The following is a 26,573-nucleotide window of genomic DNA, read 5'->3' as shown; positions in this document are numbered from 1 at the left end:
AGGGTTTGAAACATCCACCGTACAGCAGGCAACACCTCGCAGCGGCGCGCTTCCTAGCATGGACTCACCGCGCCGGAACACCTCCGGCCGGACTTCCATGACGATAGGAGCAACCCCAATGCGCATTTTGATTCTGACCTCGCTGCTGACCCTGCCCGGCCTGGCGTTCGCCTCACCCCAACTGGGTGGCGGCGATCCCGAACAGGCCGCCGCGCAGGTCGCTGAGAAGTTCAAGCAGGCCGATGCCGATCAGGACGGCAAGCTGACCGAAGCTGAAGCCAAACAGGGCATGCCGCGCATCGCCAAGAACTTCTCCAAGATCGATCTGGCCGGCAATGGCTACGTCACGCTCGACCAGCTGCGCGCCTTCGCCCAGCAGCAGGCCGCTGGCCGCTCGCGCTAAGCGCGCAAGCCGTTCCCTCCCCGCTCGCCCAGGCATCGCCTGTCCTCTCCCCCGGTCCGGCGAGCGGGGTCCTGTTCCATCCGCCAGGAGTGTTCCGATGGCAAAGAAGCAACCTGCGGCAGCCCCAGCGCTGCCGGCAACGACCAAGCGCCCACGACGCGCCAAGCCCCGTCCCATGAGCGCGGCACAGAGCGCGACCAGCCCTTCGCCCGCGCGGTCATCGCCACGCATCGCGACAGACGGAGACACCGCAAGCAAGACCGAGCCACCGGGCGTGCTCCGCTACACCCTGCGCATGCACTGCAGGGGCACACCTTTCAGGGCGTGGGCCTCATGGCGAATCGATTCGGTCCGACTCGATCTCGTCCGCCCACGCGTGCCGCCTTCCAAAGCTGCGACCCACAAAGGAGCTCGACGTGCACGGCCAAGCCAGCCACGTGTGCGCGTTCATTGACCTGGACGAAGAGCAGCGGTACTGGCTCGATCTGTTCTCCAGCCATTCGGCGGTGATGAAGATCGGCAGTTTCGGTGACTGTTGGCCATTGGTGGTGCTGGGGTACTCACGCTACCTCACCCACATCCGCAGCGGCGAAGACGTGTTCCAGGACGCCTTCCTGCACGCAGCGAAGCGTTCCTCCCAATTGATTCGCGACAGCGATGCCCATCAACTCCTGATCGTCCTCAAGGCGCGCATGGCGTGGCTCGCAGAACAACAGCAACCCAACAGGCAGCAGGCCCTTCGCAAGCAGGCAGATAAGCGTGCATCGGGGCGTCGTTGCTGAACTGACCTTCGGCCACTCAAGAAGCGGCTCACTTACTCAAAGCGGAAACACCATGAATACATCACAGCGACTGATCTTCTCCGCCCTGGTCCTGGCTTGCGCGCCGGCCTTCGCACAACAAGGCGATGATTCCGCCCCCGCACCCGCCACCGAAGCATCCAATGCACGCGGGTGGTCATTCGGCCTGGGCGCGCTGGTCACGGACAGTCCCTACGCCGGCGAAGATCACCGCACCCTGCCCTTCCCGTTGATCAGTTATGGCGGCGAGCGCTTCTACGTACGCGGGCTCTCCGGCGGCTATCACCTGTTGAACAGCCGGGCTTTCACCCTTGATGCGGAATTGAGCGTGCGCACCGACGGCATCGATGCCGATGACTTCGGCCGCGCGGAACTCGCGCGCAACGGCATCGACAAGTCGCAACTCTCCGACCGCGACCGCGGGATCGATGCAGGCCTTGCCGCCCAGTGGCGTGGCCCCGCTGGCATCCTGCGCGTCGGCGCAAAGACCGATGTCTCCAACGCCAGCGAAGGCTATGAGCTCTCCGCAGACTATGGCTTCCCGATCCGCGTTGGCACCGGGGTCATCACGCCCCGCATTGGCGTCGCCCGCTATTCGGACGACCTGGCCAACTACTACTACGGCATCTCCGACGAAGAAGTCGCTCGCGGTGTCACTGCTTACAGCCCCGGCGCCGTCACCTTCGCGCGCGCAAGCGTGGATTTCGCCTATGCATTGGGCAACGGCTGGGGCGTGGTCAGCCGGCTCAGCTACAGCCAGCTGCCCGACGAGCTCCAGGACAGCCCGCTGGTGGAGCCCGATACCGATGGCGTGACCTCGCTGATGATCGGCCTCACCCGCCACTTCTAAAGCCGGCCCGGCGATGCCGCCGGCGTCCCTGCTCGCGGGACGGATCGATCACGTCAGTCCAATACCCAATGATCGTTGAGTTCCGGGCCACCGCCCCGGTTGGCGCTGCCGGCCACGAGATGCAGGTCGCCGCTGATCACGGCCGCCTGGGTTCCGTGCCGGCCCACCGGTAATGCGGGAAGCGTGCGCCACTGGGCGTGTGCGATGTCATAGGCCTCGACCTCGGCATGCGCCTGGACATGCGCATCGCTCTCACCCCCGATCACTACGACACTGCCGCCCACCAGTGCCGCAGCCGTGCCCGCACGCTTGGTGGGCAGCGGCGCAGTCGCCGTTGACCACGTCCCGGAACCGATGTCGTAGATATCCAGCTCGCTGATGGTCAGCGCGAGCGGCTGGCCGGTGTCGTACGAAGACCTGCGCCCACCGCCCGCGTAGAGCTTTCCGTCGTGGGCCACCGCCTGAAAGTGATCCCGGGCGCGCGGCGCGTCCTTCAGCGGCGTCCATGTCCCGGTGGCGGGATCGAACACATCAAGCCACGGCACGTAGCCACTGTTATGGCCGCGCGTGTTGCCGCCGATGACGTAGATCAGCCCCTGGTGGGTGACCACGCCACTCGCGCCGCGACGACGTTCCTTGGGAATCTCGGGGCCGTTCGACCAGCGATCCGTACGCGGGTCGTAGATCAGCACATGGCGCAACGAAGCCTCTTCAGGAAACGGACCGGTCAACGCACTGACAACAAATACCCGCCCAGCGAAGCCTACGGCTTGTGCGTGGTGGATCTCCAACGGCGGTTTGGCGCCGATCGTCCACGCGCCTGTCGCAGCATCGAAGATCTCCAGCGGCCGATCGCCACGCCCTCCGAACAAATAGCCCTTGCCGCCTGCTTCGGCGAAGCTGCTTTCGTGGCGCGCCGTTGGCGTTCCGCGCGGTGCAAGGCTCCTCCATGTAAGCGCGCCCGCACCATCTGGATCGGCGATTTCTTGTCTCTTCAAACTTGAGGTTTCAGCCCCTTCCGCTGGCATCGTCGCCGAGAGCGCGAAGAACAACAGGGTGGATGTGGCCAGCAGGACGCGCATCTGGGATCTCCGTTGGAAGGCATGCGCGACGGTCGCCAGCGCCTTGGCCCTTATCCTGCCAGCTCATGTCATGCGCTGGCCTGGCATCTCACGCGCCCAGCATTACAACTCGGACCGACGTTCAACGCGCTGCTGGCGTATTCCAGAGCAATCGTTGGCGATGCACTGGCCGACCTCATCGCGCATGACCCCAGACTCGTCTCCGGTCCTGGAGATGCAGGACTCATTTTTTTTGACGCTTTTTCTGCAGGCACATGGGACATCCTCGAAACGAGCCGGGACGCAGCTTTCTGCCGATGCCCGGTCGGATTCATCCCGCCCTTCGGATCGCCTCACTATCCTGATCGCCCCTTTTTCATGCGACGGATTTTCCATGTCGACCTCCTATCCCAACACCCAACTCCTAATCGGCAACGATTGGGTGGATGCCGCCAGCGGCAAGACGCTGGACGTGCTGAACCCGGCCACCGGTCAGGTCATCGGCACCGTCGCCCATGCCGGCAAGGCCGATCTGGATCGGGCCCTCGACGCGGCCAGCCAGGGCTTCAAGGCCTGGCGCAACACGCCGGCACACGAACGCGCGGCCACCATGCGTCGCGCCGCCGCGCTGCTGCGCGAGCGGGCGGACGCGATCGCTGCCCTGCTCACCCAGGAACAGGGCAAACCGCTGGCCGAGGCGCGCGTGGAAGTCGCCGCCGGCGCCGACATCATCGAGTGGTTCGCCGATGAAGGCCGCCGCGTCTACGGCCGCATCGTGCCTTCGCGCAACCTGGCCGCTCAGGCGCTGGTGATCAAGGAGCCGGTCGGTCCGGTGGCCGCATTCACGCCCTGGAACTTCCCGATCAACCAGGTGGTGCGCAAGCTCGGCGCGGCGCTGGCCGCGGGCTGCTCGTTCCTGGTCAAGGCGCCGGAAGAAACCCCGGCCTCGCCGGCCGCGCTGATCAAGGCTTTCGTCGATGCTGGCGTGCCGGCCGGCACGGTTGGCCTGGTGTTCGGCGATCCGGCCGAAATCTCGTCCTACCTGATCCCGCATCCGGTCATCCGCAAGATCACCTTCACCGGTTCCACGCCGGTCGGCAAGCAGCTGGCAGCGCTGGCCGGCCAGCACATGAAGCGCGCCACGATGGAGCTGGGCGGCCACGCGCCGGTGATCGTCGCCGAGGATGCCGACGTCGAACTGGCGGTCAAGGCCAGCGGCGGCGCCAAGTTCCGCAACGCCGGCCAGGTGTGCATCTCGCCGACCCGCTTCCTGGTCCACAACAGCATCAAGCAGGCCTTCACCGAAGCGCTGGTCAAGCATGCCGAATCGCTGACGCTGGGCAACGGCCTGGACGCCGGCACCACGCTGGGCCCATTGGCCAACGCGCGTCGCCTGGACGCGATGGCACAGGTGGTGCTGGACGCGCGCAACAAGGGCGCCAAGGTCGCCACCGGTGGCGAACGCGTGGGCAGCAGCGGCAACTTCTTCGCGCCGACCGTGCTGGCCGACGTGCCGCTGGATGCCTCGGTATTCAACGACGAACCATTCGGCCCGGTGGCCGCGGTGCGTGGCTTCGATACGCTGGAAGACGCCATTGCCGAAGCCAATCGCCTGCCCTACGGCCTGTCGGCCTACGCGTTCACCCGCTCGATCAAGAACGCGCACCTGCTGACCCATCAGGTCGAGACCGGCATGCTGTGGATCAACCAGCCGGCGCTGCCAGCACCGGAACTGCCGTTCGGCGGCGTCAAGGATTCCGGCTACGGCTCCGAGGGCGGCCCGGAAGCGGTCGAGGCGTACTTGAACACCAAGACCGTGAGCATCACGGCGGCTTAAGTCGGTGCGCTGAAGCGTAAGCCAGGGGTTCCATGCGGCGGTCATGCACGTGCATGACCGCCGCTTTTTTTTGCGCGGGACAATGATCGCCGTGTGCCTGCGTTGACGCAGCGAATTCAGCATCGCGGTCGTTGCCGACTCAGTCAGCCCTGCCCCGCCATAGCGCCACTTTGTACTGCAGGATCAGGCGATTCTCTTCCGCATCGCGCCGGCCCAGAACCTACTTGGCGAGCTGCACGCCCGAGACTGCGGCGTTGTCCCGGGCCTGCTTACGCTGCTGTCCGCGGGTCAGGAGGTAGGTGATCAGGGCCGAGCCGACTAGCAGCGTGCCGACGAAGATCAGCCCCCAGCGATAGCTGCCGGTGCGCTCCAGGATGAAGCCGATCACCGAAGGGCCGACGAAGCCACCCAGATTGCCGATCGAATTGATCGTAGCGATGCCCGTCGCAGCGGCCGAACCGGACAGGAACAGTGTCGGCATGCTCCACAATGGCGGCTTGGACGCGCTCACACCCATGTTGACCAATGCCAGCGCGGCAACCACAGCCGCCAGGCCTACCGCGAAGCCGGCCAAGTACAAGCCCACTGCGGCCACTAGGCAGGCGACCACCACATGCCAAGAGCGCTCGCCGGTCCTGTCCGAATGGCGCGCCCAGAAGAACATCGCCACCACCGCCACGATTGCGGGAATCGCATTCAACAGGCCGGTCTGGAAGGTGGTCAGGCCCAGCGAATGGATGATCTGCGGCGCCCAGATCCCGAGCGTATAGAGACCCGCCGACGTACCGAAGTACACCGCAGACAGAGCCAGCACGCGCGGATCGCTCAGGCCCTTCCAGATACTGTGGCTCGCTCCCGCGCTGGCCTTGGCCGCGCGCTCTTCTTCCATCGTCTTGGTCAGCCAGGCACGCTCGTCATCGGCCAGCCACTTGGCTTTCTCCGGCTTGTCGGTCATGTAGAACAGCACGACGACGCCGAGGATCACCGCGGGAATGGCTTCGATCAGGAACATCCACTGCCAGCCGTTCCAGCCCAGATGTCCGTCCATTTCCAGCAACGCACCGGACAGCGGAGAACCGATCGCCACGGAGATGGGCGCCGCCGCCATGAACAAGGCCGTGACCGACGCGCGCCGACGCGCCGGAAACCAGAAGCTCAAGTAGAGAATGATGCCTGGGAAGAAGCCGGCTTCGGCCACGCCCAGCAGGAAGCGCAGCACGTAGAAGCTCATCGAGCCCTGCACGAACACCATCGCCGCCGAAAGGATGCCCCAGGTGATCATGACGCGAGCAATCCAGATCCTGGCACCGAAGCGGTTCAACGCCAGGTTGGAAGGCACTTCGAACAGGAAATAGCCGACGAAGAACAGGCCGGCGCCCAGGCCGAACACCGAGGGCGACAGGCCCACGTCCTCGTTCATGTGGATGGCCGCGAAGCCGACGTTGACCCGGTCCAGAAAAGCGATGAAGTACAGCACCATGACGAACGGAATGATGCGCCATGCCACCCGCTTCATCGTGCGGGATTCGATATCTGAAGTCATGTTCCCCTCCTCAAGCGAACATTGATCAGTGGATGTCGATGCGCCGCGCGCAGTGCTACTGGATCTGCGCGATACGCATCACGTTGGTGGTCCCTGGTGTTCCGAATGGCATGCCGGCCGAGATCACGACGGTCTGCCCGGTCGTGCCGAATCCCTGCGCCCTGGCGGTGGAGCACGCGCGGTCGCTGACTTCCTGCGCGTCGAGCAGTTCTTCGCAGATGACCGGATGCACGCCCCACACCAGCGAGAGCCGCCGGGCGACGGCGTTGTCGGGGGTCATGCCGATGATCGGCGTGGCCGGTCGCTCCCGGGCCATGCGGATCGCCGAGTAGCCGGAGCTGGTGTAGGCCACGGTGGCCGCGGCGTTGAGCAGGCCGGTGACATGGCGCACGGCGTAGCCGATGGCGTCAGCGGTCTCGGCACGCGGCGCGGTATGCGAGCTGGTGATGATGTCGCGGTAGTACGGGTCGCGTTCGGTGTGGCGGATGATCGAATCCATCACGCGTACTGCTTCGACCGGATGCGCGCCGCTGGCCGATTCGGCCGAGAGCATCACCGCATCGGCGCCGTCGTAGATTGCCGTCGCCACGTCCGACGCCTCGGCGCGCGTGGGCGTCGGGGCGGACACCATGGATTCGAGCATCTGCGTGGCCACGATCACCGGCCGCCCCAATCGCCTGCAGGTGCGCACGATCCGGCGCTGGATCGACGGCACCTGCTCCGCCGGCATTTCCACGCCCAGGTCGCCGCGCGCCACCATCACCGCATCGCTGTGCTGGACGATGGCATCGAGCGCATCGATGGCGGCTGGTTTTTCCAGCTTCGAGACGATGGCCGCCCTGCCCTGCACCAGTTCGCGCAGTTCCAGCAGGTCCTCCACCCGCTGGACGAACGACAGCGCGACCCAGTCCACCCCAAGCCCGAGGCCGAAGGCAAGATCCGCGCGGTCCTTCTTGGTCAAAGCAGAGATCGGCAGCATCACGCCGGGCACGTTCAGTCCCTTGCGCTCGGAAAGCCTGCCGCCGACCACGACCACGGTCTTGGCGAAGTCCGCCGCGCACGTTTCCACACGCAGCTGGATGCGGCCATCGTCGAGCAGCAACATCGCGCCAGGCACCAGCACCGACAGGATCTCCGGATGCGGCAACGCGACCCGGGTGATGTCGCCCGGCGTGGCGGTGTCCAGATCCAGCCGGAACACGGCACCGACCGCCAGCTGGACAGGCCCATCGGTAAAGGTGCCGATACGCAGCTTTGGCCCCTGCAGGTCCAGCAAGATGCCGACCGGCCGGCACGCCTCGCGTTCAAGGTCGCGGATCATCGCCACGCGTGCTGCGTGGTCCTGCTGCAGGCCGTGGCTGAGGTTCAGCCGGAACACATCCACGCCGGCGTGGAAGAGCGCCGCGATCATCTCGCGGTCGTTGGTGGCCGGACCAAGTGTCGCCACGATCTTCGCGTTGCGTTCGCGACGGATGTTCACGCGTGCTCCTGTTGCTGGAAGGAAGGCGCCGGCGCTGCGATGTAGATGGCGCGGAAGTCGTTGACGTTGGTCAGCGTTGGCCCGGTGATCACCGAATCGCCCAACGCCTGGAAGAATCCGTGGCCGTCGTTGCCGTCCAGGCATTGCTGAGGCGAGAGGCCGAGCGCACGTGCGCGCGCCAGCGTGTCCGGGCCGATGTAGGCGCCGGCCAGTTCTTCGGCACCGTCCACGCCATCGGTATCGCCGGCCAGGGCATGCACCCCGGCGGCACCGCCAAGTGCGATGGCCAACGCCAGCAGAAACTCGACATTGCGTCCGCCGCGGCCCTGGCCGCGCACGGTCACCGTGGTTTCGCCACCGGACAGCAGCAGGCACGGGGCAACGAAGGGCTGCCCGCGGCGACGCACCTGCAGTGCGATGCCCGCCATGACCTTAGCGACATCGCGCGCCTCGCCTTCGATCGAATCGCCGAGGATGTAGGTCGCAATGCCGGCCTTGCGTGCCTGCGACGCAGCGGCTTCCAGCGCAGCCTGCGGTGCGGCGACCAGATGGGTCTGGATCTGCGGCAAGCGCGCATCGCCAGGCTTGAGACTTTCGTTGCGGCCGGCCTCAAGCGCTTGCTGCACCTCGCTCGGCAACGACACACCGTAACGACGCACGATGGCCAGCGCATCGGCGCAGGTGGTGAGGTCGGGCACGGTCGGACCGGAGGCAATATCGCTCAGGTCATCGGCCGGCACGTCGGAGATCACCAGGTTGACCACGCGCGCCGGATGGCAGGCCGCGGCCAGGCGCCCGCCCTTGATCGCCGACAGATGCCGGCGCACGCAGTTCATCTCGGAGATGCTGGCGCCCGCGGCCAACAAGGCCGTATTGATCGCCTGCTTGTCCGCGAACGCCAGGCCCTGCATGGGCAGCGGCATCAGGGCCGAGCCGCCCCCGGAGATCAGGCAGATCACCAGGTCTTCCTCGGTCAGCCCGGACACGGCCTGCAGGATCTGCTGTGCGGCGGCGTGTCCCTGCAGATCGGGCACTGGGTGCGCCGCTTCCAGGATGCGGATCTTCTCGCAGGCCACGCCATAGCCGTAGCGCGTGACGACAACGCCTTCGAGCGGCCCTTGCCAATGCTGCTCCAGCACGCGCGCCATCGCCGCCGAGGCCTTGCCCGCGCCGATCACCACAGTCCGTCCTTTCGGCGGCGACGGCAGGAATGCGGGAATCCGCAACGCCGGCTGCGACGCCTCGATCGCGGTGTTGAACAGTGCAGTCAGCAGCGGCCGGATGTCGACCGCTGGCTGCGGATCGGCGGCGCGTAGAGGCATCACGCGCATCGCGTGTACACCGTTGCGCAGCGCTGGAGATCCATCGCGCGCTCGCATCGCAAGTTCATGCCCTGATGCATCATGGTTCGCATCGTTCCACCCGTTTTTCGCAGGGCACAGTTGCCCGTGATCCGGCCGGCGGCCGAATGTCTTTCGCTATTTCGAGATCAGGGCCGGACACCTCGCGGTGCCTGGCGCCGGTGGTTTACGCCGCCAGTTCGCTGGCCTGCATGGACTTGGCGATGAAGTCGCAGGCTGCGGCGGTCACCTGGGCCGTCGTGGCCGATCCGCCCAGGTCGCGCGTGTGCAGGTGCGGGTTGGAGGCGATCTCTTCCACCGCATCCATCACCAGCCTGGCGGCGTCGTGCTCGCCGAGGTGTTCCAGCAGCATCGAGACCGACCAGAAGGTGCCCAGCGGATTGGCCAGGCCCTTGCCCATAATGTCGAACGCCGAACCATGGATCGGCTCGAACATCGACGGGAAGCGGCGCTCAGGATCGATGTTGGCGGTCGGCGCGATGCCCAGGCTGCCGGCCAACGCCGCGGCCAGATCGCTCAGGATGTCGGCGTGCAGGTTGGTCGCCACGATTGTATCCAGCGACGCAGGGCGTCCGACCATGCGCGCGGTCGCCGCATCCACCAGCTCCTTGTCCCAGGTCACATCGGGGAAGTCCTTGGCCACCTCGGCGGCGACTTCATCCCACATGACCATCGCGTGGCGCTGCGCGTTGCTCTTGGTCACCACGGTGAGCAGCTTGCGTGGGCGCGCCTGGGCCAGCTTGAACGCGTAGCGGATGATCCGCTCGGCACCGGCGCGGGTGATGACCGAGACATCGGTCGCCACTTCGATCGGAAAGCCCTGGTGCACGCGGCCACCGACGCCGGAGTATTCGCCTTCGGAGTTCTCGCGCACGATGACCCAATCTAGGTCCTTGCCCGTGCAGCGCTTGAGCGGCGCATCGATGCCAGCCAGTATCCGGGTCGGGCGCACGTTGGCGTACATGTCCATGCCCTGGCAGATCTTCAGGCGCAGGCCCCACAGCGTGATGTGGTCGGCGATGTCCGGGTCACCGGCGGAACCGAACAGGATCGCGTCCTTGTCGCGCAGCGCGTCCAGGCCATCGACTGGCGCCATCAACCCGTGCTTGCGGTAGTAGTCGCCGCCCCAGTCGAAGTCCTCGAAATCAAACGCAAACGACTTGCTGTACTTGGCCAGCGCCTGCATGACTTCCTTGCCGGCCGGGACGACCTCCTTGCCAATGCCATCGCCAGGAATCGTCGCGATCCGATAGGTTTTCATGTCTGTTGTCTCCGCTCAACGTTGAAAGTGGCGAGGACTTTATCGGCTCCGCACTGCAGCAAAGATCGCGCTAGACTTAAATCATTATTAACTTTGTTTCACAAGCGAAGATGGCCGAAACCGTCCAGCCGACCGACCTCTCCTTCTTCTCCGTGCTCGCTGCCGCCGGCAGCCTGAGCGCCGCCGCACGCGAGTTGGGCCTCACGCCTGCCGCGGTCAGCAAGCACCTTTCCGCGATGGAACAGCGCGCCGGCGTGACGCTGGTCAACCGCACCACGCGCAGCATGACCTTGAGTCCGGAGGGCGAGCTGTACCTAGAACACGCGCGCCGCATCCTGGAAGACATCGATGCGCTGTCCGAGTTGATCGGCAGCTCGAAAAAAGAACCCAAAGGGCTGCTGCGGGTGAATGCGACGCTTGGCTTCGGCCGCAGTTTCGTCGGGCCGGCGATCTCGCGCTTCGTGGAGAAGCATCCCCAGCTCTCGGTGCAGCTGCAGCTTTCGGTGACGCCGCCGCCGGTGACCGATGATTCGTTCGACGTGTGCATCCGTTTCGGAGAGCCACCGGATTCTCGCATCGTTGCGCGCCGGTTGGCACCCAATCGACGCCTGCTGTGCGCGGCGCCGGCGTACCTCAAACGCCGTGGCCATCCGCGCACGCCCGGCGACCTCGCACGACATAGCTGTATCGGCATCCGCCAGGGCGACGAAGCCTACGGGGTGTGGCATCTCAGCACCGGTCGGGGCAGTGCGCGCAAGACGCGCTCGGTGCGCATCAACGGCGGCCTGGCGACTAACGACGGCGAGATCGCGGTCAAATGGGCACTGGATGGCCACGGCATTCTGATGCGCGCCGAGTGGGACATCCGGCAATACCTGGAGAACGGAGCGCTGGTGCAGGTGCTGCCCGAGTACGACACGCCCAACGCCGACATCTTCGCCGTCTATTCGCAGCGCCGACAGCTGTCCAACCGGATCAGGACGTTCGTGGATTTCATCGCGCAGGATCTGAAAAGCTCGCAGCCGATTCGCAAGGCCTAGCGGCGCAGCTTGTCAGCGAGCCCGCGCTCAGATGATGGCCCGATCACTCCATCGCACACGTAAGTATTGTGAGGCGATCTTCGACTCTTTATCCTTCGCCGCCCCGCTCAATGGGCATGCGCGCAAGACGCAAGCCCGGCATCGTTTCGACGGCAGACCAGTGCACCCGCGACAAGCCAGCCTCATGCAACCGGATCTGTGGTCCGCAGAGCTTCTCAACCCGATGCAGGGCGCAGGCGTGGCATCGACACGTGCAGTGAATGAGGCGTCGCGCAGCGCGCAGGCTTCGCGGCCGGCCGCACGTAGCGCCGCCCCAAAGGCACGCGCGCCGCGTCGCATGATCCGCGCATCGTCCCTGGCGCAACTCGCGCTGTTCTAGCGCCTGCGCGGATGTGATCGCGTTGCGCGCCATCACGTCATGCCGATCCCACGCTGCTGTGTCACGCTAATGCGCCCTGCCCCGCGATGCCTGCACGTGAACGCTTCCGATTCTTCGTCCGCCGCGCCTGTCGATCCTTCGCTGCGCATCTTCGTGATCCGGCATGGCGAGACCGAATGGTCGCGCTCGGGCAAGCACACCGGGCGCAGCGATATTCCCCTGACCAACCGCGGCGAGCAGATGGCGCGCGAACTCGCACCGCTGCTGACGAACGTGGACTTCAGCGAAGTGCTCAGCAGTCCGCGCCGGCGTGCGCATGACACCTGCGTGTTGGCAGGGCTCGGCGCGCTGGTCGGCACCGAGCCGGATCTTGCCGAGTGGGATTACGGCGATGACGAAGGCCGAAAATCCGTCGAGATCCTGGCCGAACGCCCGGACTGGGACATCTGGCGCGATGGTTGCCCGGGCGGCGAAACGCCGGACGAAGTTGCCGCGCGCGCAGATCGACTCGTCCACAAGCTCAAGGGCCTGTCGGGCAATGTCGCGGTGTTCTCGCACGGACACTTCGGCCGCGTGCTGACGGCGCGCTGGCTGGGCCAACCGATCGGCATCGGCCGGCACTTCATCCTGGACCCGGCGACGCTGGGCATCCTGGCGCTGGATGCCCGTCACGGCCTGACGCCCGTGATCCAGCGCTGGAACGTCGCGCCCTGACGGCGCGACGACCTCAGGGATTGGCCAGCGCGTAATCCAGCGCTGCACACACTGCGGCGACCTGCGCGTCGTTGCATTGCTGCGGCGTGGCGCGCGGACTGTCCGGGTAGACCTCGGTGGTCGTGGTGTAAATCGCGTTGGTCGCGCCTGCGCACAGGCCGGACCGCTTGAGCGTGTAGTTGATGACGCCCGGTGCAACCACCGGCGAGCCGATGATCTGCCCCTGCGCATCGGCCGGCGCGATATGGGTGACCTTGGCCACCGCGGCGATCACCGCCTGCTGGAAGGCCGGCTGCGGATTCTCGCTATCGCCGACCAGGTAGAAGCCATCAGGGATGCTGTCCGGCTCATAGGCCACGCCATCGCGGGCGGCCAATGCGGGGCGGAACTCGGACTCGTCGCTGTCGGTGGTTTCGTGCAGGTCGATGTGCATGACGACCCGCCCGTCCAGCGGCGCGACCAGCGCCAGGATCGCCGCGGATTCCTGGGCGGGGCTGGGCGTACGGAACGAACGATTGGGATCGATCGCCTCGGCATTCCAGCGCTGGATGCGCTCGTAGCCCCACGGGCTCACGCAAGGGGCGACCAGCAGGTTGATGCGACCGGCATAGGCTTCAGCGTGTTTGTCCACGAACTGCAGCGCGCCATGCACGCCGCTGGTTTCGTAACCGTGCACGCCGCCGGTGACCAGGGCGACGGGCAACGCGTCATCCCACTGGCGGCTGCGCAGGCAGAACAGCGGGAACTGCTCGCTGCCGTAATCCAGCTGGCCGTACTGCGAGACCTCGAAGCGATCGCCCAGCTGCTCGATGCGGCGCACGACCTCATCGGCGTAGCTGCGCTTGACGGTCTGCATCGCACGCCACTGCGCCTTTTCCTGTGCGCCCCAGGGCTGGCCGGGCGTGCCGATCGGGAAGAAGGAAGTGTCTGCTGGCATGGAGAGCGCTCGCGTGGAAAAGGCGACGCGATTTTCGCATGCCGGCATCGCGTCGGGCGCCCTCGCGCCGCCCACGTTGCGGAACGCTCAGGCCGGGATGCGCACCCAGCCTTCCATCAACACGCGCGCACTGCGGCTCATCAGCGCCTTGCGCACGACCCATTGGCCAGCGACCTGCGTGGCTTCGGCTCCCACGCGCAAGCTGCCGGAGGGATGGCCGAAGCGCACCGCCTGGCGCGCGCCACCGCCAGCCGCCAGATTCACCAGCGTGCCTGGGATTGCCGCAGCCGTGCCGATGGCCACCGCCGCGGTGCCCATCATCGCGTGGTGCAGCTTGCCCATCGACATCGCGCGTACCAGCAGGTCCACATCGCCTTGCGCGACCTGCTTGCCGCTGGAGGCGGTGTAAGCGGCTGGCGGCGCCACGAACGCCACTTTCGGCGTGTGCTGGCGCTTGGCGGCCTCGCTCACCTCGCCGATCAGGCCCATGCGCACCGCGCCGTGCGCGCGTATGGTCTCGAACATCGCCAGCGCCTTGGCATCCTCATTGATCGCGCCCTGCAGCTCGGTGCCGGTGTAGCCCAGGTCCGCGGCGTTGAGGAAGATCGTCGGGATGCCGGCATTGATCAGCGTGGCCTGGAAGCTGCCCACGCCCGGCACGTCGAGCGTATCGACCAGGTTGCCGGTCGGGAACATCGCGCCACCCTCGCCTTCGCCATCATCGGCCGGGTCGAGGAATTCCAGCTGCACTTCGGCGGCGGGAAACGTCACACCGTCCAGTTCGAAATCGCCGATCTCCTGCACCTGGCCGGCGGTCATCGGCACGTGCGCGATGATCGTCTTGCCGATATTGGCCTGCCAGATGCGCACCGTGGCGATGCCATCGCGTGGCACCCGCGCAGCATCGACCAGGCCATTGGCAATCGCGAACGGCCCGACCGCCGCCGACAGGTTGCCGCAGTTGCCGCTCCAGTCGACGAACGCCGTGTCGATGGACACCTGGCCGAACAGGTAGTCCACGTCGTGATCGGCGCGTTCGCTGCGCGAGACGATCACCGTCTTGCTGGTGCTGGAGGTCGCCCCGCCCATGCCGTCGATCTGCTTACCGTACGGATCGGGGCTGCCGATCACCCGCAGCAGCAGCGCATCGCGCGCTGCACCGTGGACCTGTGCGGCATCGGGCAAATCCTGCAGGCGGAAGAACACACCCTTGCTGGTGCCGCCACGCAGATAGGTGGCGGGAATCTTGATCTGGGGTGCGTACGACATGGAGCGTCCTTCGGCGTGCGCGTGCATGCCTCGAATCAGAAAAGAGAAGATTGCAGCGTGGGCGGTTTGCTCGGCGCCAGCGCCCAGCGTGCCAAGGTCTGGTAGCGATACGGATCGCCACTACCAACCACCAGCTCGAAGCTGTCGATGGCCCAGGCGATGGTGCGGATCGGATGGCTCTGCTGCCGCTTCACATCCGTGTGGTGGCGATAGCTCAGGGTCACGTGCGGACGATGGCCGCTGCGCGTGGTGAGAAGATCCTGCCCGGCGATGGCGGCCTTCAAGGCCACGATCAGCTGCTTCAACCCATCGACGTCCTGCGAGCAGCACAGCTCCACATTGGCGCTTTGGCGCTCGTTGGGCGAGATACGCAGGCGATCCAGCGCCAGGGTGAAACCACGCAGCTGGATGCCATCGCCGGCACGACGCAGCAGGTCGCGGGTGTCAGGCGTGTCGATGAAGCGGTCGGACAAGGTCTGGTGCCAGTTGACCAGCGGGAACATCGCCAGCCCGGTGCTGGCCTGGATGCCCTGCTCGCGCGTGGACGCATCGAACACTTCGCGCATCGCCTCGTCCGGGCGCGCAATGAACAACAAGCGGTCGCCGCCCATCCCCGGCGACCAGAGTCGATCCATCAAGCGCGGTCGTTCCATGCCCGGGCCTCCGCTCTGCAACGTCGACAGCATGCCTTCAGGCCGCCTTGGCCGAGGCCAGGAAATCCTGTGCGAAGCGCTGCAGCACGCCACCGGCTTCGTAGATCGCCACTTCCTCGGCCGTATCCAGCCGGCAGGTCACGGTGACCTGCTGCTGGCTGCCGTCGGCACGATGGATGATCAGCCACAGATCGGCGCGCGGCGTCGGCTCGCCGATCACGTCGAAGGTCTCGGTGCCGTCGATATGCAGATCCTTGCGATCGACGCCGCGCTTGAACTCCAGCGGCAGCACGCCCATGCCGACCAGGTTGGTGCGGTGGATGCGTTCGAAGCCCTCGGCCACGATCGCCTCCACGCCCGCCAGGCGCACGCCCTTGGCTGCCCAGTCGCGCGAGCTGCCCTGGCCGTAGTCGGCCCCGGCAATGATGATCAGCGGCTGCTTGCGGTCCATGTAGGTCTCGATCGCTTCCCACATGCGCACCACCTGCCCCTCCGGCTCGATGCGCGCCAGCGAGCCCTGCTTGACCTGGCCGTCGACCACGGCCATTTCATTGATCAGCTTCGGGTTGGCGAAGGTGGCGCGCTGGGCAGTCAGGTGGTCGCCGCGATGGGTGGCGTAGGAATTGAAGTCCTCTTCCGGCAAGCCCATTTTCGCCAGGTATTCGCCGGCGGCGCTGCTGGCCAGGATCGCGTTGGACGGCGAGAGGTGATCGGTGGTGATGTTGTCGCCCAGCACCGCCAGCGGCCGCATGCCGCGTAGCGTCCGCACGCCGGCCAAGGCGCCTTCCCAATACGGCGGACGACGGATGTAGGTACTCTGCGGACGCCAGTCATAGAGCGGATCGATCTTCGGCCCGGTCTGCGGATGGCGGGCGAACATCGGGTCGTAGACCCGGCGGAAATGCTCGGGCTTGACGCTGGCCGCAACGATTGCATCGATCTCCGCATCGCTGGGCCACAGGTCCTTCAGCGTGACCGGCTGGCCATCGTGGTCCAGGCCCAACACGTCCTTTTCGATATCGAAGCGCACCGTGCCGGCGATCGCATACGCCACCACCAGCGGCGGCGAGGCCAGGAAGGCCTGCTTGGCATACGGATGGATGCGTCCATCGAAGTTGCGGTTGCCCGACAGCACGGCCGTGGCATACAGGTCACGCTCGATCACTTCCTGCTGGATCGCCGGATCCAGCGCGCCGCTCATGCCGTTGCAGGTGGTGCAGGCGAACGCGACGATGCCGAAGCCCAACTGCTCCAGCTCGGGCAGTAGGCCGGCTTCTTCCAGATAAAGCTGCACAGCCTTCGAGCCCGGCGCCAGCGAGGACTTCACCCACGGCTTGCGGGTCAGGCCGCGCGCATTGGCGTTGCGCGCCAGCAGGCCGGCGGCGATTACGTTGCGCGGGTTGGACGTATTGGTGCAACTGGTGATGGCGGCGATGATCACCGCGCCATCGGGCATCAGGCCTTCGGCCTCCTGCGCCAGCGGTCCGGCCATGTCGCCGGCGATGCCGCGCGTGGCCAGGTCGCTCGTCGCCACGCGCTTGTGCGGGTTGGACGGCCCGGCCATGTTGCGCACCACGCTGGACAGGTCGAACTGCAGCACGCGCTCGTATTGCGCGGTCTTGAGCGCGTCAGCCCACAGGCCGGTCGCTTTCGCGTAGGTTTCGACCAGCTTGACCTGCGCATCCTCGCGGCCGGTCAGGCGCAGGTAGTCGATCGTCTGCTGGTCGATATAGAACATCGCCGCGGTCGCACCGAATTCCGGGGTCATGTTGGAGATGGTCGCGCGGTCGCCGATGGTCAGCGCATCGGCGCCCTCGCCGAAGAATTCCAGATACGCCCCAACGACCTTCTCCTTGCGCAGGAATTCGGTCAGCGCCAGCACGACATCTGTGGCCGTGATGCCCGGCTGCGGGCGCCCGGTCAGTTCGACGCCGACGATATCCGGCAAGCGCATCCACGAGGCGCGGCCCAGCATCACGCTCTCCGCCTCCAGGCCGCCGACGCCGATCGCGATGACGCCCAGTGCATCGACGTGCGGCGTGTGGCTGTCGGTGCCGACCAGCGTGTCAGGATAGGCGACGCCATCGACGGCGTGCACCACCGGCGACATCCGCTCCAGATTGATCTGATGCATGATCCCGTTGCCCGGCGGGATCACGTCCACGTTCTTGAACGCACGCTTGGTCCAGTCGATGAAGTGGAAGCGGTCGAAATTGCGGCGGTCTTCCACTGCGCGATTCTTGGCAAACGCCTCACGATCGAAGCCCGCGTATTCCACCGCCAGCGAATGATCGACGATCAGCTGGGTCGGCACCACCGGATTGACCTGCGCCGGATCGCCACCCTGTTCGGCAATCGCATCGCGCAGGCCGGCCAGGTCCACCAGCGCAGTCTGGCCGAGGATGTCGTGGCAGACCACGCGTGCGGGAAACCAGGGGAAATCCAGGTCGCGCCGGCGTTCGATCAGCTGCCGCAACGCTTCGTCCAGCAACGCCGGATCACAGCGACGCACCAGGTTCTCGGCATGGACGCGGCTGGTATACGGCAACCCGTCATACGCGCCGGGCTGCAGCGCCTCGACCGCCGCGCGGGCGTCGAAGTAATCCAGGTCGGTGCCGGGCAGCGGCTTGCGGTTGGCGGTATTCATGGGCGGATCGGATCTACGAAAGAGGACAAGGCGTCTGGAGCGCAGGCGCTCAACGCGGCGTGGGCGTCGTCTTCCTGCATCTGGTGCATCCACATCGCAGGCGGAAATGTGGCACCGGCAAATGCATTGATCAATCTTGATTCCGACAATCAACCTGTCGCCAGCACCCTCGCCTTCATCGAAGCGAAGCACAGCCGCCTGCGCCACACAGTCTGCGGCGCGGCGCGTGAAATTCTTCAGCGCGTGCCCCAGCAGTGACGGGATCATCGGCCTCCCGCCCGCTCGCTTACCGCGACCCAAGAAAAAGGGAACCGGACATCGCCGGTTCCCTCGATTCTCAACGTGTCGGCGACGCGGCTGTTCGCACTGACGCGCAAAAACGCCACAGGCCGACCTAGCCTGCTCCCACCGATCGGCGCGCACGTTCAAAACGCCCGCTGCGCACGTCACAAAGGACGTAACTGACGCCTACGACTTCGGCGCCTGCGCTGCCCAGGCCACCGCGGCGTCGAACAGCTTCACGCCATCCGGGCTGAGGTTGGAAAACGTGTCGTTGTCCAGGAACAGCGCCACCCGCCGCGCCGGTGCGACGAAGTCGTAATCCATCGTCGCGCCGCGCTCGTAGGCGAAGACCACCGCCTTGTCCGGCTCGCCCGGCAGGGTGGCGATCACCGTCGCCGCACGCGCCGGCACGCCCCAACCCATCATCACGTCGCGCGGATACACGTAGGTCTTGCCGTTGGACACGCCGCCGGCCAACGCATGCGGCGCATTGATGACGCGGATGTAGTGCTCCTTTTCCACCTCGCCGTAATCGAGGCCCTTACGCCGCCCGGTCAGGCGCAGCGAATCCATCAGGTCGTTCTCCCAGGTCAGCAGCGGCACCTTGACGTCCTTGAAGCCGGTGTCGGCCATCTCACGCGACTGCACCACCGAGGACAGCACCACCAGGTCGAAGCCGGCCGCCTTGGCCGGATCGACGGTCTGGTCGAAGAAGGTCACCTTGAACCCCAGCTGCTCCAGGTGCGCGGCGACCAGCTTGTCGGCGGCCAGCCCCTGCTGCTGGATCTGCTGGTGGCGCTCGGTGGCGCCCGGCACTTCATCCAGCCGGGTCACATAGAACACGCGCTTGCCGGCCTGTGCTGGCGCGGCATTGACCGTGCCCAGCGACAGCAGCAGCGCGCACACCAGCGCGATCAGTACGAAAGTTTTGCTTGAGAATCGCATGTAGGTCAGCTCCTTCGGCTCAGAAATCGAACGTGGCATTGAAGTTCACCGTGCGCGGCAGGCCGACGGCGAGCTGGCCGCTGCCGGCCGCACTCCAGTACTGCTTGTCGGTCAGGTTTTCCACGTTGAGCTTGAAGGTGGTCGGCACGCCATGCAGCCGCGTGGCGTAAGCGGCGCCCGCGATATAGGTCGTGTAGCCGGGGATGCTGGCGCGGTTCTGGTCGTCGATCGGCCGCGACGCCATCGCAAATGCACCCGTGCTCACCGACAGTCCTTCCAGGAACGGCACGCGATAGTTGAAGAACAGGCTCGCCGTGCGCTTGGGCGTGTTGTTGGGCGTGTTGCCCTCCAGCGTGGCGGTGGTCGCCTTGGCGATCTCCGCATCCAGCAGCATGCCGGTGACCACGGCCGAGAAGTTCTCGGTCAGGTTGCCCTGCGCGGAAAACTCCAGACCCTGATAACGCGCCTGGCCGTTGAGCGCGTAGACGCCGCTGTCATCGGTATCGGCCGAGGCCTGGTCGAGGCGAAACACGGATGCCGACAGCAGCGTGCCGTTGTCCATGCGGTAGCGCGTGCCGACTTCCTTCTGCCGGCTGACGGCCGCTGGCAGCGCCTGGCCGGCATTGATCGCGGTGCTCGGCGCGGTGCCGCCCGACTCCAGGCCTTCGACATAACTCGCGTAGACCGTGGCCTTGGGCGAGAGCTTGTAGGTCAGGCTGAGCGACGGCGTGGTCGCGCTGGTGTTGTAGGAATCGGCATTCAGCTGACGCGTCCCATAGCGGGCGTAGCGCAGCGCGCCGATGACCTGCCAGCGATCGCCCAGCTCCATCCGGTCCATCGCGTAGACGCCGCTGTCGCGGATGGTCTGCTCGTAGAACGCGCGGTCGCGCAGCGTGGTCTTCGACCCGGTCGGCGAGCGCGTCAGCGAGGTGATGGTCACCGCGTCGTACATGTTCTGCGCAGCGGTGTACATGTAGGTATTGAAGCTGGGCTGGTAGAGCTTGTTGGCGTCGGCGCCAACCTGCAGGTGGTGGATCACCGGCCCAGTCTGGAAGCTGCCTTCCACACTGCCGCGGACGTTGGTGTTGGTGTATTCCTGGCCCTGCTGGTCGGCACCGTAGACGGTGCCCTCGCCCGTGGTCTTGTTGTAATTGTCGAAGATCCACAGCCAGCGATCGCGGCGCGTCACCGACTGGCCGGCACTGAAGCGTGCGGTCCATGCATCGTTCAAGGCGTATTCGCCACTGAGCAGGTGCGTGGTGGCATCGGACAACGTGTCCTTGCCCTTCATCGACAGCAGCTTGCTCGCATCAGGCAGGCTGGGCAGCGTAATCACGCCATTGACCGCCGACGGCGGCACGATCGCAGCCTGCTCGGTGATCCGCGCGCGAATGCGCTCCACGTCGTAATGCAGGCTCAGGCGGCTGTTGACGTCCCAATCCAGCGCGGCGCTGGCCATCTTGCGATAGCCGTTGTCGCCGTCGATGGGCAGGTGGACGTTCTGGTCCACCGCGTTGACGCGGATGCCGAACTGCTTCTCCGCGCCGAAACGGCGCCCGACATCCAGATGCACCTGGCTGCCGCCCTGGTCGTCTGCCGACAGCGACACCGAGGTGATCGGCTTGACCGTCGCGCGCTTGGTCACCAGGTTGACCACGCCGCCGGGCGTGACGAAGCCGTAGTACAGCGCGGCCGCGCCCTTGAGCACTTCCACGCGCTCCTTGTCCTCCATCGGGATCGGCACGTTGTTGTCGAACGGCAGCACGCCGTTGAACAGGTAGCTGGAGCGGTTGTCCAGATTGATGCCGCGGATGGAGAGCTGGTCGTACGCCACCCCACTCTGCTGCTGGCGGACCACGCCGGCCACGTTGCGCAGCGCGTCGTAGAGGCCGGTCGCGCCCTGCGCATCAAGCAGGTCGCGCGAGACCACGTTGATGTTGGCCGGCACGTCCAGCATGTCCAGGCCGCGGTACGGCCCGGTCTGGCTGTCGGGCACGGTGAAGCCGTTCTGGCGCAGGCCCACGACCTTCACCGCGTCGAGATCGGTCTGGGTTGGCTCATTGGTGGCCAGCGTGGCCTGGGGATCGGATTCGGAGGCAAGCGCGGGCAACGCCGCCAGCAAGGCCAGCGGCAGGAGTTTGGGAATAAGCGGGGACATGGAAGACCTGTAGGGGGTGGAGAAGCACACCGCGCCGTTCTTCCGTGACGTTAGATGCGAATGCGTCGCATTAGTCTAGAATGCTGCGCTGCCACAGGCAAACCCGTTCATCTCCAGGTGATACACGTGCACGCCATCTGTTCTGTTGCCCTCCCCGCCACCGGATGTGTCCGGTGCTGAAGAACATCCTGTTCCAGTTGCACTGGTTCCTGGGTATCACTGCCGGCACGGTGCTGGCGGTGATGGGCATCAGCGGCGCGACGCTGTCGTTCGAGGACGAACTGGTCCACTGGACCACGCCGGCCATGACCAGCATCGCCGCGCAGCAGCGCGCCGGCGCGACGCCGCTGGCGTTCGAGCAATTGGTCCAACAGCTGCGGCCAAAGCCCGACACCGAGGTCACGCGCTTCAATCTCGATCCCAGTGGCGAGCGGCTGTCCAGCATCCGCTTCAAGGGCGTGGACGGCAGCGTCTATTTCGACCCGTACACGGGCAAGACGCTGGCCGAGCCGACCCTGACCCCGGTGCTGCAGTTCATGGAAGACCTGCACCGACGCCTGGTCGCCGGCGAGGTCGGCAAGCAGATCACCGGTGTGTGCGTGATCACGCTGGTGTTCTTCTGCCTCTCAGGCCTGTACCTGCGCTGGCCACGGCGATGGTGGTCGCCGCGCGAGTGGTGGCAGGTGCAGTGGAAGCGCACCGGTCGCAGCTTCCTGTGGAGCCTGCATTCGGTAATCGGCACCTGGTGCATGGTGTTCTACCTGATGATCGCGCTGACCGGCCTGTACTGGTCTTACGACTGGTATCGCAAGGGCTTTGTCGCCGTGCTCGGCGGCGAACAACGCAACGAAGGTCGTCCAGCCGGCAAGCTGGGCAAGCGCGTGGACCTGGCGGCGATCCAGCAGGCGCTCGACCAGACGCCGGCGTTGGCGGGCGTCGCTTACGAGCTGCGTTTCCCGAATCGCCCCGGCGCGCCCTTGAACGTGCGCTTCCGGCAGGACAGCGCGCCGCATCCGCGCGCCTTCGACAGCGTCGAGCTGGACCCAAGCAGCGGCCAGGTCGTCAAGCAGACGCAATACGCCGATCAGCCGCTGGGCCGGCAGCTGGTGACCAGCGTCTTCGCGCTGCATTCGGGCAGTTTCTTCGGCCTGCCCGGCCGCGTGCTGGTGATGCTGGCCAGCCTGTGCATGCCGCTGTTCTTCGTCACCGGCTGGATGCTTTATCTGGATCGCCGCCGCAAGAAGCGTGAGGTGGCTCTGAGCCGTGGCGCGCTGGCGCCGATGGCGACTGGCGACGGCACACCGTGGCTGGTGGCCTTCGCCAGCCAGAGCGGCTTTGCCGAACAGCTCGCCTGGCGCGCCGCCGGGCAGCTGCAGGCCGCCGGCATGCCGGCCGAAGTGCGCTCGCTGGCGCAGCTCAAGCCCAAGGAATTGCAGGACAAGCGCAACGCGCTGCTGGTGCTGAGCACCTTCGGCGATGGCGAGCCGCCGGATACTGCGCGGGCCTTCGACAAGCACATGCGCGAAGCGTCGCACCGCCTGGAAGACCTCCGCTACGCGGTGCTGGCGCTGGGCGATCGGCAGTACGACCGCTTCTGCGGCTTCGCCCTGCAGGTCGAGCAGTGGCTCGCGAAGCAAGGGGCCGCGGCGCTGTTCCCCACCGTGCAGGTGGATGCGGCCGATGACCGCGCGCTCACCCAGTGGCAGCGCCACCTCAGCGACCTCACCGGCGTCGAGCACGTGTTCGAATCCAGCCACGAACCGCTGCAGGCCTGGCGGCTGGCCGAACGCACACTGCTCAATCCCGGCAGCGTCGGCGGTGAGGTCTGGCATCTGCGCCTGGCCCCGCCGCAAGGCGTGACCTGGCAGGCCGGCGACATCCTGCGCATCCAGCCGCACAACAGCGAGGCGAGCGTGCTGGCCGCGCTGGCGCGTGATGGCCTGTCGCCCGAGGCGCTGGTCCAGCACGCCGGCCACGCCGTGCCGTTGATCGAGGCCGCCGCGCAGCATGCGCTTCCGCCGCGCGCGGTGGCCGAACAGGACGCCGAACACTGGTTGGCCCATCTGCCGCTGCTGGCCGAGCGCGAATACTCCATCGCCTCGGCCCCGGTCGATGGTCTGGTCGATTTGGTGGTGCGCCTGGTCACCCATGACGACGGCCAATTCGGCATCGGCTCGGGCTGGCTGGGCCGGCATGCGCCGCTCGGCGGCATCGTGCATGCGCGCGTGCGCAGCAACGCCGGCTTCCATCGCGTACTGGATCGCGGGCCGATGATCCTGATCGGCAACGGCACCGGCATCGCCGGCCTGCGCAGCTTGTTGCGCGACGCCGACGCGGCAGGCCACCGCGGCCACTGGCTGCTGTTCGGCGAACGCAACGAAGCGCACGATCTCCTCTTCGGCGATGAACTGGACCAGTGGCGGGCGTCAGGCCATCTGGCCCGCCTGGACCTGGCCTACTCACGCGACGCCGGCGGCGCGCACTACGTGCAGGACCTGCTCGAAGGCCAGGGCGAAGCCCTGCTGGCGCAGCTCGATGCCGGCGCCGTGATCCATGTCTGCGGCAGCGCGGTCGGCATGGCGCAGGCCGTGGACCAGGCCTTGCGCACGCTGGTCGGCGAAAGCCCCATGGATCACCTGCTCGCCGAAGGCCGCTACCGCCGCGACGTGTACTGAGCCTGGCTTGCCGGCACCCGACGGCGCCGGCAGCCTCGCCTTCAGTCAATGGCGATGTGCTGCGCCTGGGCGCGCTTGACCCGGTACATCGCTTCGTCGGCGCGCTTCATCAGCTCGGCCGCGTCGTAATCCGGCCCGGCCTGAATCGCCACGCCGATGCTGGGCGTGATGCGCAACCCATGTCCGGCCGCCGGCAGCGGCGCCACCATGCCGGCCATCACCTTGGCCGCGATCAACTGCGGATCTTCGCCGGCGTTGGACATCGGGCCCAGGTGCACCACGAACTCGTCGCCGGACAGGCGCGCGATGAAGTCTTCCTCACGCAGCGTCTCGCGCAGGCGCACGGCGAAATCCACCAGCACCGCATCGCCGACGTCATGCCCGTAGGTGTCGTTGACCTGCTTGAAGCCATCCAGGTCGATGAACATGATCGCCACCGGCACCTGGCTGGTCCGGGCACGGGTGATCTCCAGGTCCAGCTCGACCATCCAGGCCGCACGATTGGGCAGGCCGGTCAGCGCATCGGTCATCGCCCGCTGTTCCAGCATCCGCGACAGGCGCGTTTGTGCGGTCATGTCGCTGACCATCAGGTGGAACCCGCGGCCGATCCGCTCGCCCGTATCGGCATCGCGCGGCGTGGGAATGTAGGCGGCGTGCATGTGCCGCAACTGACCCTCGCGGTCGATCACATCAGCGTCGAACAACACCGTCTCGCCCGCCAGCGCCGCCTCGGCGCGATGGCGGATGCGCTCCCAGTGTTCGGGGCGCAGCAGGTCGCCCATGCGCCGCCCGACGATGTCGGCCGGGGTCAGGCCGAACCACCGCGCATAGGGCTCGTTGACGAATTCGTAGCGCATGTCGTGGTCGACGCGGCCGATCATCGCCGGCACGTTGTCGGCAATGGTGCGCAGCCGCTCTTCGCTGGACCGCAGCGCGTGCTCGACTTCCCACTGCTGGGTCAGGTCCTGGATCTGCGAGACGAAATGCAGCGGCTTGCCGTCGGCGCCATGCACCATCGACACGGCCAGGTGCGCGCGGATGGTGTGGCCATCGCTGTGGAAATAGCGCTTGTCCATCTGGTAGCTCACGCGCTTGCCGTCCAGCAGTTCGTGCACCAGTTCCAAGTCGGCCTGCAGGTCGTCGGGATGGGTCAGCTGCTGGAAATCCAGCGCCATCAACGCATCGCGGCTGTAGCCGAAGATCACGCAGGCGGCGTTGTTGACGTCCAGCCACTTGCCTTCCAGCGACACCAGCGCCATGCCCTGGGCGGCGGCGGAGAATGCATCGCGGAAGCGCTGGGCTTCGACCTGCGCCGCATCCTGCGATGCGCGCAGGCGGGTGACGTCGTGCATCACGCAGACCGCGCCCAGCAGCGTGCCGTCCGGCGCATGCAGCGGTTCGGCATTGCACAGCACCCGCCGCGGCGGCTGGCCGCGTGCGCAGATGACGATCTCCAGCTCCACCACGTGCAGGCCGCGCAGCGCACGCGCCAGCGGTACCTCATCGACCTCCAGCAGGCGCGACATGCCGACCTCATAGAGGCTGAAGTGCTCGGCCCAGCGCTCGGACGGCACCGCGGCCGGGTCCAGGCCGTGCCATTGACGGGCCTGGCGATTGAATTCGGACAGCTTGCCGTGCGCATCGCAGGTCACCACCGCGTCGGGCATGGCCTCCAGCAGCAACTGCAGGGTCTGCTCGCGCGCCTCGCTCTGGCTGTTGCGTTGGCGCATTTCCAGGCTTTCGGTCACCTGGCGGGCCAGCGCGACCAGGCCCCGATGCTGCGCCTGGCTCAAGGTGCGCGGCACGGTATCGATCACGCACAGGCTGCCGTAGCGATGCCCTTCGGCGCCGATCAGCGGCGCGCCGGCATAGAAGCGGATGTGCGGCGCGCCCAGGACCAGCGGATTGTCAGCAAACCGCGCATCCTCCAGGGCATCGGGCACTTCCATCAGCGTGTCGCGCAGGATCGTGTGGGCGCAGAAGGCCATGTCGCGCGGCGTCTGCTGGGCGGCCAGGCCACAACGCGCCTTGAACCACTGGCGCTCTTCATCGACCAGGCTCACCAGCGCGATGGGCGCTTCGCAGAGCTGGCCGGCCAGCCAGGCCAGGTCGTCGAAGACGGGCTCGGCCGGAGTATCCAGCACATCGAGGGCTTGCAGGGCCGCCAGCCGGGAAGCCTCCTGCAACACCACCAGCGACTCGGGAGTAGGACGGGAATGCGACACGATGCAGCGGCAGCCTTGATGCTGTGACGTGGCGGATTATCCGGCATCCAGCG

At 66.4% G+C, this 26,573-nt stretch carries 20 protein-coding genes; 8 read left to right on the top strand and 12 right to left on the bottom strand.

Going from position 1 to position 26,573, the window contains the following annotated elements; translation table 11 throughout:
* The first annotated feature begins 118 nt into the window (after positions 1 to 118).
* The 3 genes from BMZ17_RS06945 to BMZ17_RS06935 all read left to right on the top strand — a co-directional run bounded on the left by BMZ17_RS06945 (position 119) and on the right by BMZ17_RS06935 (position 2,053).
* On the top strand, positions 119 to 403 hold the full coding sequence (locus tag BMZ17_RS06945) for an EF-hand domain-containing protein (protein WP_254775194.1): 285 nt from the start codon (positions 119 to 121) through the stop codon (positions 401 to 403).
* A gap of 416 nt (positions 404 to 819) precedes the next feature.
* Positions 820 to 1,185, top strand: a complete 366-nt coding sequence (locus BMZ17_RS06940) for a hypothetical protein (protein WP_093137508.1) — start codon at positions 820 to 822, stop codon at positions 1,183 to 1,185.
* A 52-nt stretch (positions 1,186 to 1,237) separates the two neighbouring features.
* Positions 1,238 to 2,053: a MipA/OmpV family protein gene (locus BMZ17_RS06935; RefSeq protein ID WP_093137506.1), complete on the top strand. Its 816-nt coding sequence runs from the start codon at positions 1,238 to 1,240 to the stop codon at positions 2,051 to 2,053.
* A 53-nt stretch (positions 2,054 to 2,106) separates the two neighbouring features.
* On the opposite strand, the gene BMZ17_RS06930 is transcribed toward BMZ17_RS06935, so the two are convergent.
* Entirely contained in the window at positions 2,107 to 3,135 is a 1,029-nt protein-coding gene (locus BMZ17_RS06930; RefSeq protein WP_093137504.1) for a Kelch repeat-containing protein, read from the bottom strand.
* Between the two features lie 373 nt (positions 3,136 to 3,508).
* Between BMZ17_RS06930 and BMZ17_RS06925 the strand changes: the two genes are divergently transcribed.
* The gene (locus BMZ17_RS06925; RefSeq protein ID WP_093137502.1) at positions 3,509 to 4,951 is read left to right on the top strand and encodes an NAD-dependent succinate-semialdehyde dehydrogenase; all 1,443 of its coding nucleotides are present in this window, start codon (positions 3,509 to 3,511) and stop codon (positions 4,949 to 4,951) included.
* A gap of 220 nt (positions 4,952 to 5,171) precedes the next feature.
* Here BMZ17_RS06925 and BMZ17_RS06920 read toward each other — a convergent pair whose 3' ends face one another.
* The 4 genes from BMZ17_RS06920 to BMZ17_RS06905 form a co-directional block, all read right to left on the bottom strand.
* A complete protein-coding gene (locus BMZ17_RS06920) occupies positions 5,172 to 6,494 on the bottom strand; it encodes an MFS transporter (RefSeq protein WP_093137500.1) in 1,323 nt (440 codons plus the stop codon).
* A 55-nt stretch (positions 6,495 to 6,549) separates the two neighbouring features.
* Complete coding sequence (gene pyk / locus BMZ17_RS06915) at positions 6,550 to 7,974, bottom strand: pyruvate kinase (protein WP_217645735.1); 1,425 nt, start codon at positions 7,972 to 7,974, stop codon at positions 6,550 to 6,552.
* Positions 7,971 to 9,305, bottom strand: a complete 1,335-nt coding sequence (locus tag BMZ17_RS06910; protein WP_217645734.1) for a glycerate kinase type-2 family protein — start codon at positions 9,303 to 9,305, stop codon at positions 7,971 to 7,973. Before BMZ17_RS06910 ends, pyk begins: the two co-directional genes overlap by 4 nt.
* Positions 9,306 to 9,501: 196 nt before the next feature.
* Complete coding sequence (locus tag BMZ17_RS06905) at positions 9,502 to 10,596, bottom strand: tartrate dehydrogenase (RefSeq protein WP_093137498.1); 1,095 nt, start codon at positions 10,594 to 10,596, stop codon at positions 9,502 to 9,504.
* 110 nt (positions 10,597 to 10,706) lie between these two features.
* Between BMZ17_RS06905 and BMZ17_RS06900 the strand changes: the two genes are divergently transcribed.
* Positions 10,707 to 11,636, top strand: coding sequence for a LysR substrate-binding domain-containing protein (locus BMZ17_RS06900; RefSeq protein ID WP_093137496.1), 930 nt, complete (start codon positions 10,707 to 10,709; stop codon positions 11,634 to 11,636).
* A gap of 475 nt (positions 11,637 to 12,111) precedes the next feature.
* Positions 12,112 to 12,729: a histidine phosphatase family protein gene (locus BMZ17_RS06895; protein WP_217645733.1), complete on the top strand. Its 618-nt coding sequence runs from the start codon at positions 12,112 to 12,114 to the stop codon at positions 12,727 to 12,729.
* Positions 12,730 to 12,742: 13 nt separating this feature from the next.
* On the opposite strand, the gene BMZ17_RS06890 is transcribed toward BMZ17_RS06895, so the two are convergent.
* The 4 genes from BMZ17_RS06890 to acnD all read right to left on the bottom strand — a co-directional run bounded on the left by BMZ17_RS06890 (position 12,743) and on the right by acnD (position 18,235).
* On the bottom strand, positions 12,743 to 13,666 hold the full coding sequence (locus BMZ17_RS06890; protein WP_093137492.1) for a M14 family metallopeptidase: 924 nt from the start codon (positions 13,664 to 13,666) through the stop codon (positions 12,743 to 12,745).
* 87 nt (positions 13,667 to 13,753) lie between these two features.
* On the bottom strand, positions 13,754 to 14,935 hold the full coding sequence (gene prpF / locus BMZ17_RS06885) for a 2-methylaconitate cis-trans isomerase PrpF (protein WP_093138088.1): 1,182 nt from the start codon (positions 14,933 to 14,935) through the stop codon (positions 13,754 to 13,756).
* Positions 14,936 to 14,970: 35 nt separating this feature from the next.
* A complete protein-coding gene (locus BMZ17_RS06880) occupies positions 14,971 to 15,588 on the bottom strand; it encodes a 2'-5' RNA ligase family protein (protein ID WP_139202803.1) in 618 nt (205 codons plus the stop codon).
* Between the two features lie 37 nt (positions 15,589 to 15,625).
* Positions 15,626 to 18,235, bottom strand: coding sequence for a Fe/S-dependent 2-methylisocitrate dehydratase AcnD (gene acnD / locus BMZ17_RS06875; RefSeq protein WP_093137488.1), 2,610 nt, complete (start codon positions 18,233 to 18,235; stop codon positions 15,626 to 15,628).
* A gap of 126 nt (positions 18,236 to 18,361) precedes the next feature.
* On the opposite strand from acnD, the gene BMZ17_RS21370 reads away from it, so the two are divergent.
* Positions 18,362 to 18,493, top strand: coding sequence for a hypothetical protein (locus tag BMZ17_RS21370; RefSeq protein ID WP_256371046.1), 132 nt, complete (start codon positions 18,362 to 18,364; stop codon positions 18,491 to 18,493).
* Positions 18,494 to 18,703: 210 nt separating this feature from the next.
* On the opposite strand, the gene BMZ17_RS06870 is transcribed toward BMZ17_RS21370, so the two are convergent.
* Positions 18,704 to 19,462, bottom strand: a complete 759-nt coding sequence (locus tag BMZ17_RS06870; protein ID WP_093137486.1) for a hypothetical protein — start codon at positions 19,460 to 19,462, stop codon at positions 18,704 to 18,706.
* Positions 19,463 to 19,481: 19 nt separating this feature from the next.
* Positions 19,482 to 21,620, bottom strand: a complete 2,139-nt coding sequence (locus BMZ17_RS06865) for a TonB-dependent siderophore receptor (RefSeq protein WP_093137484.1) — start codon at positions 21,618 to 21,620, stop codon at positions 19,482 to 19,484.
* Between the two features lie 173 nt (positions 21,621 to 21,793).
* On the opposite strand from BMZ17_RS06865, the gene BMZ17_RS06860 reads away from it, so the two are divergent.
* Complete coding sequence (locus BMZ17_RS06860) at positions 21,794 to 24,295, top strand: sulfite reductase flavoprotein subunit alpha (RefSeq protein ID WP_093138087.1); 2,502 nt, start codon at positions 21,794 to 21,796, stop codon at positions 24,293 to 24,295.
* Between the two features lie 41 nt (positions 24,296 to 24,336).
* Here BMZ17_RS06860 and BMZ17_RS06855 read toward each other — a convergent pair whose 3' ends face one another.
* Complete coding sequence (locus BMZ17_RS06855) at positions 24,337 to 26,520, bottom strand: PAS domain S-box protein (RefSeq protein ID WP_175485491.1); 2,184 nt, start codon at positions 26,518 to 26,520, stop codon at positions 24,337 to 24,339.
* Between the last annotated feature and the right edge of the window lie 53 nt (positions 26,521 to 26,573).

This window comes from Pseudoxanthomonas sp. GM95, from assembly GCF_900109775.1.
Taxonomy (GTDB): Bacteria; Pseudomonadota; Gammaproteobacteria; order Xanthomonadales; family Xanthomonadaceae; genus Pseudoxanthomonas_A.
Note: the sequence above shows the minus strand (reverse complement) of the source record. Positions and strands in the feature narration are given on the sequence as shown.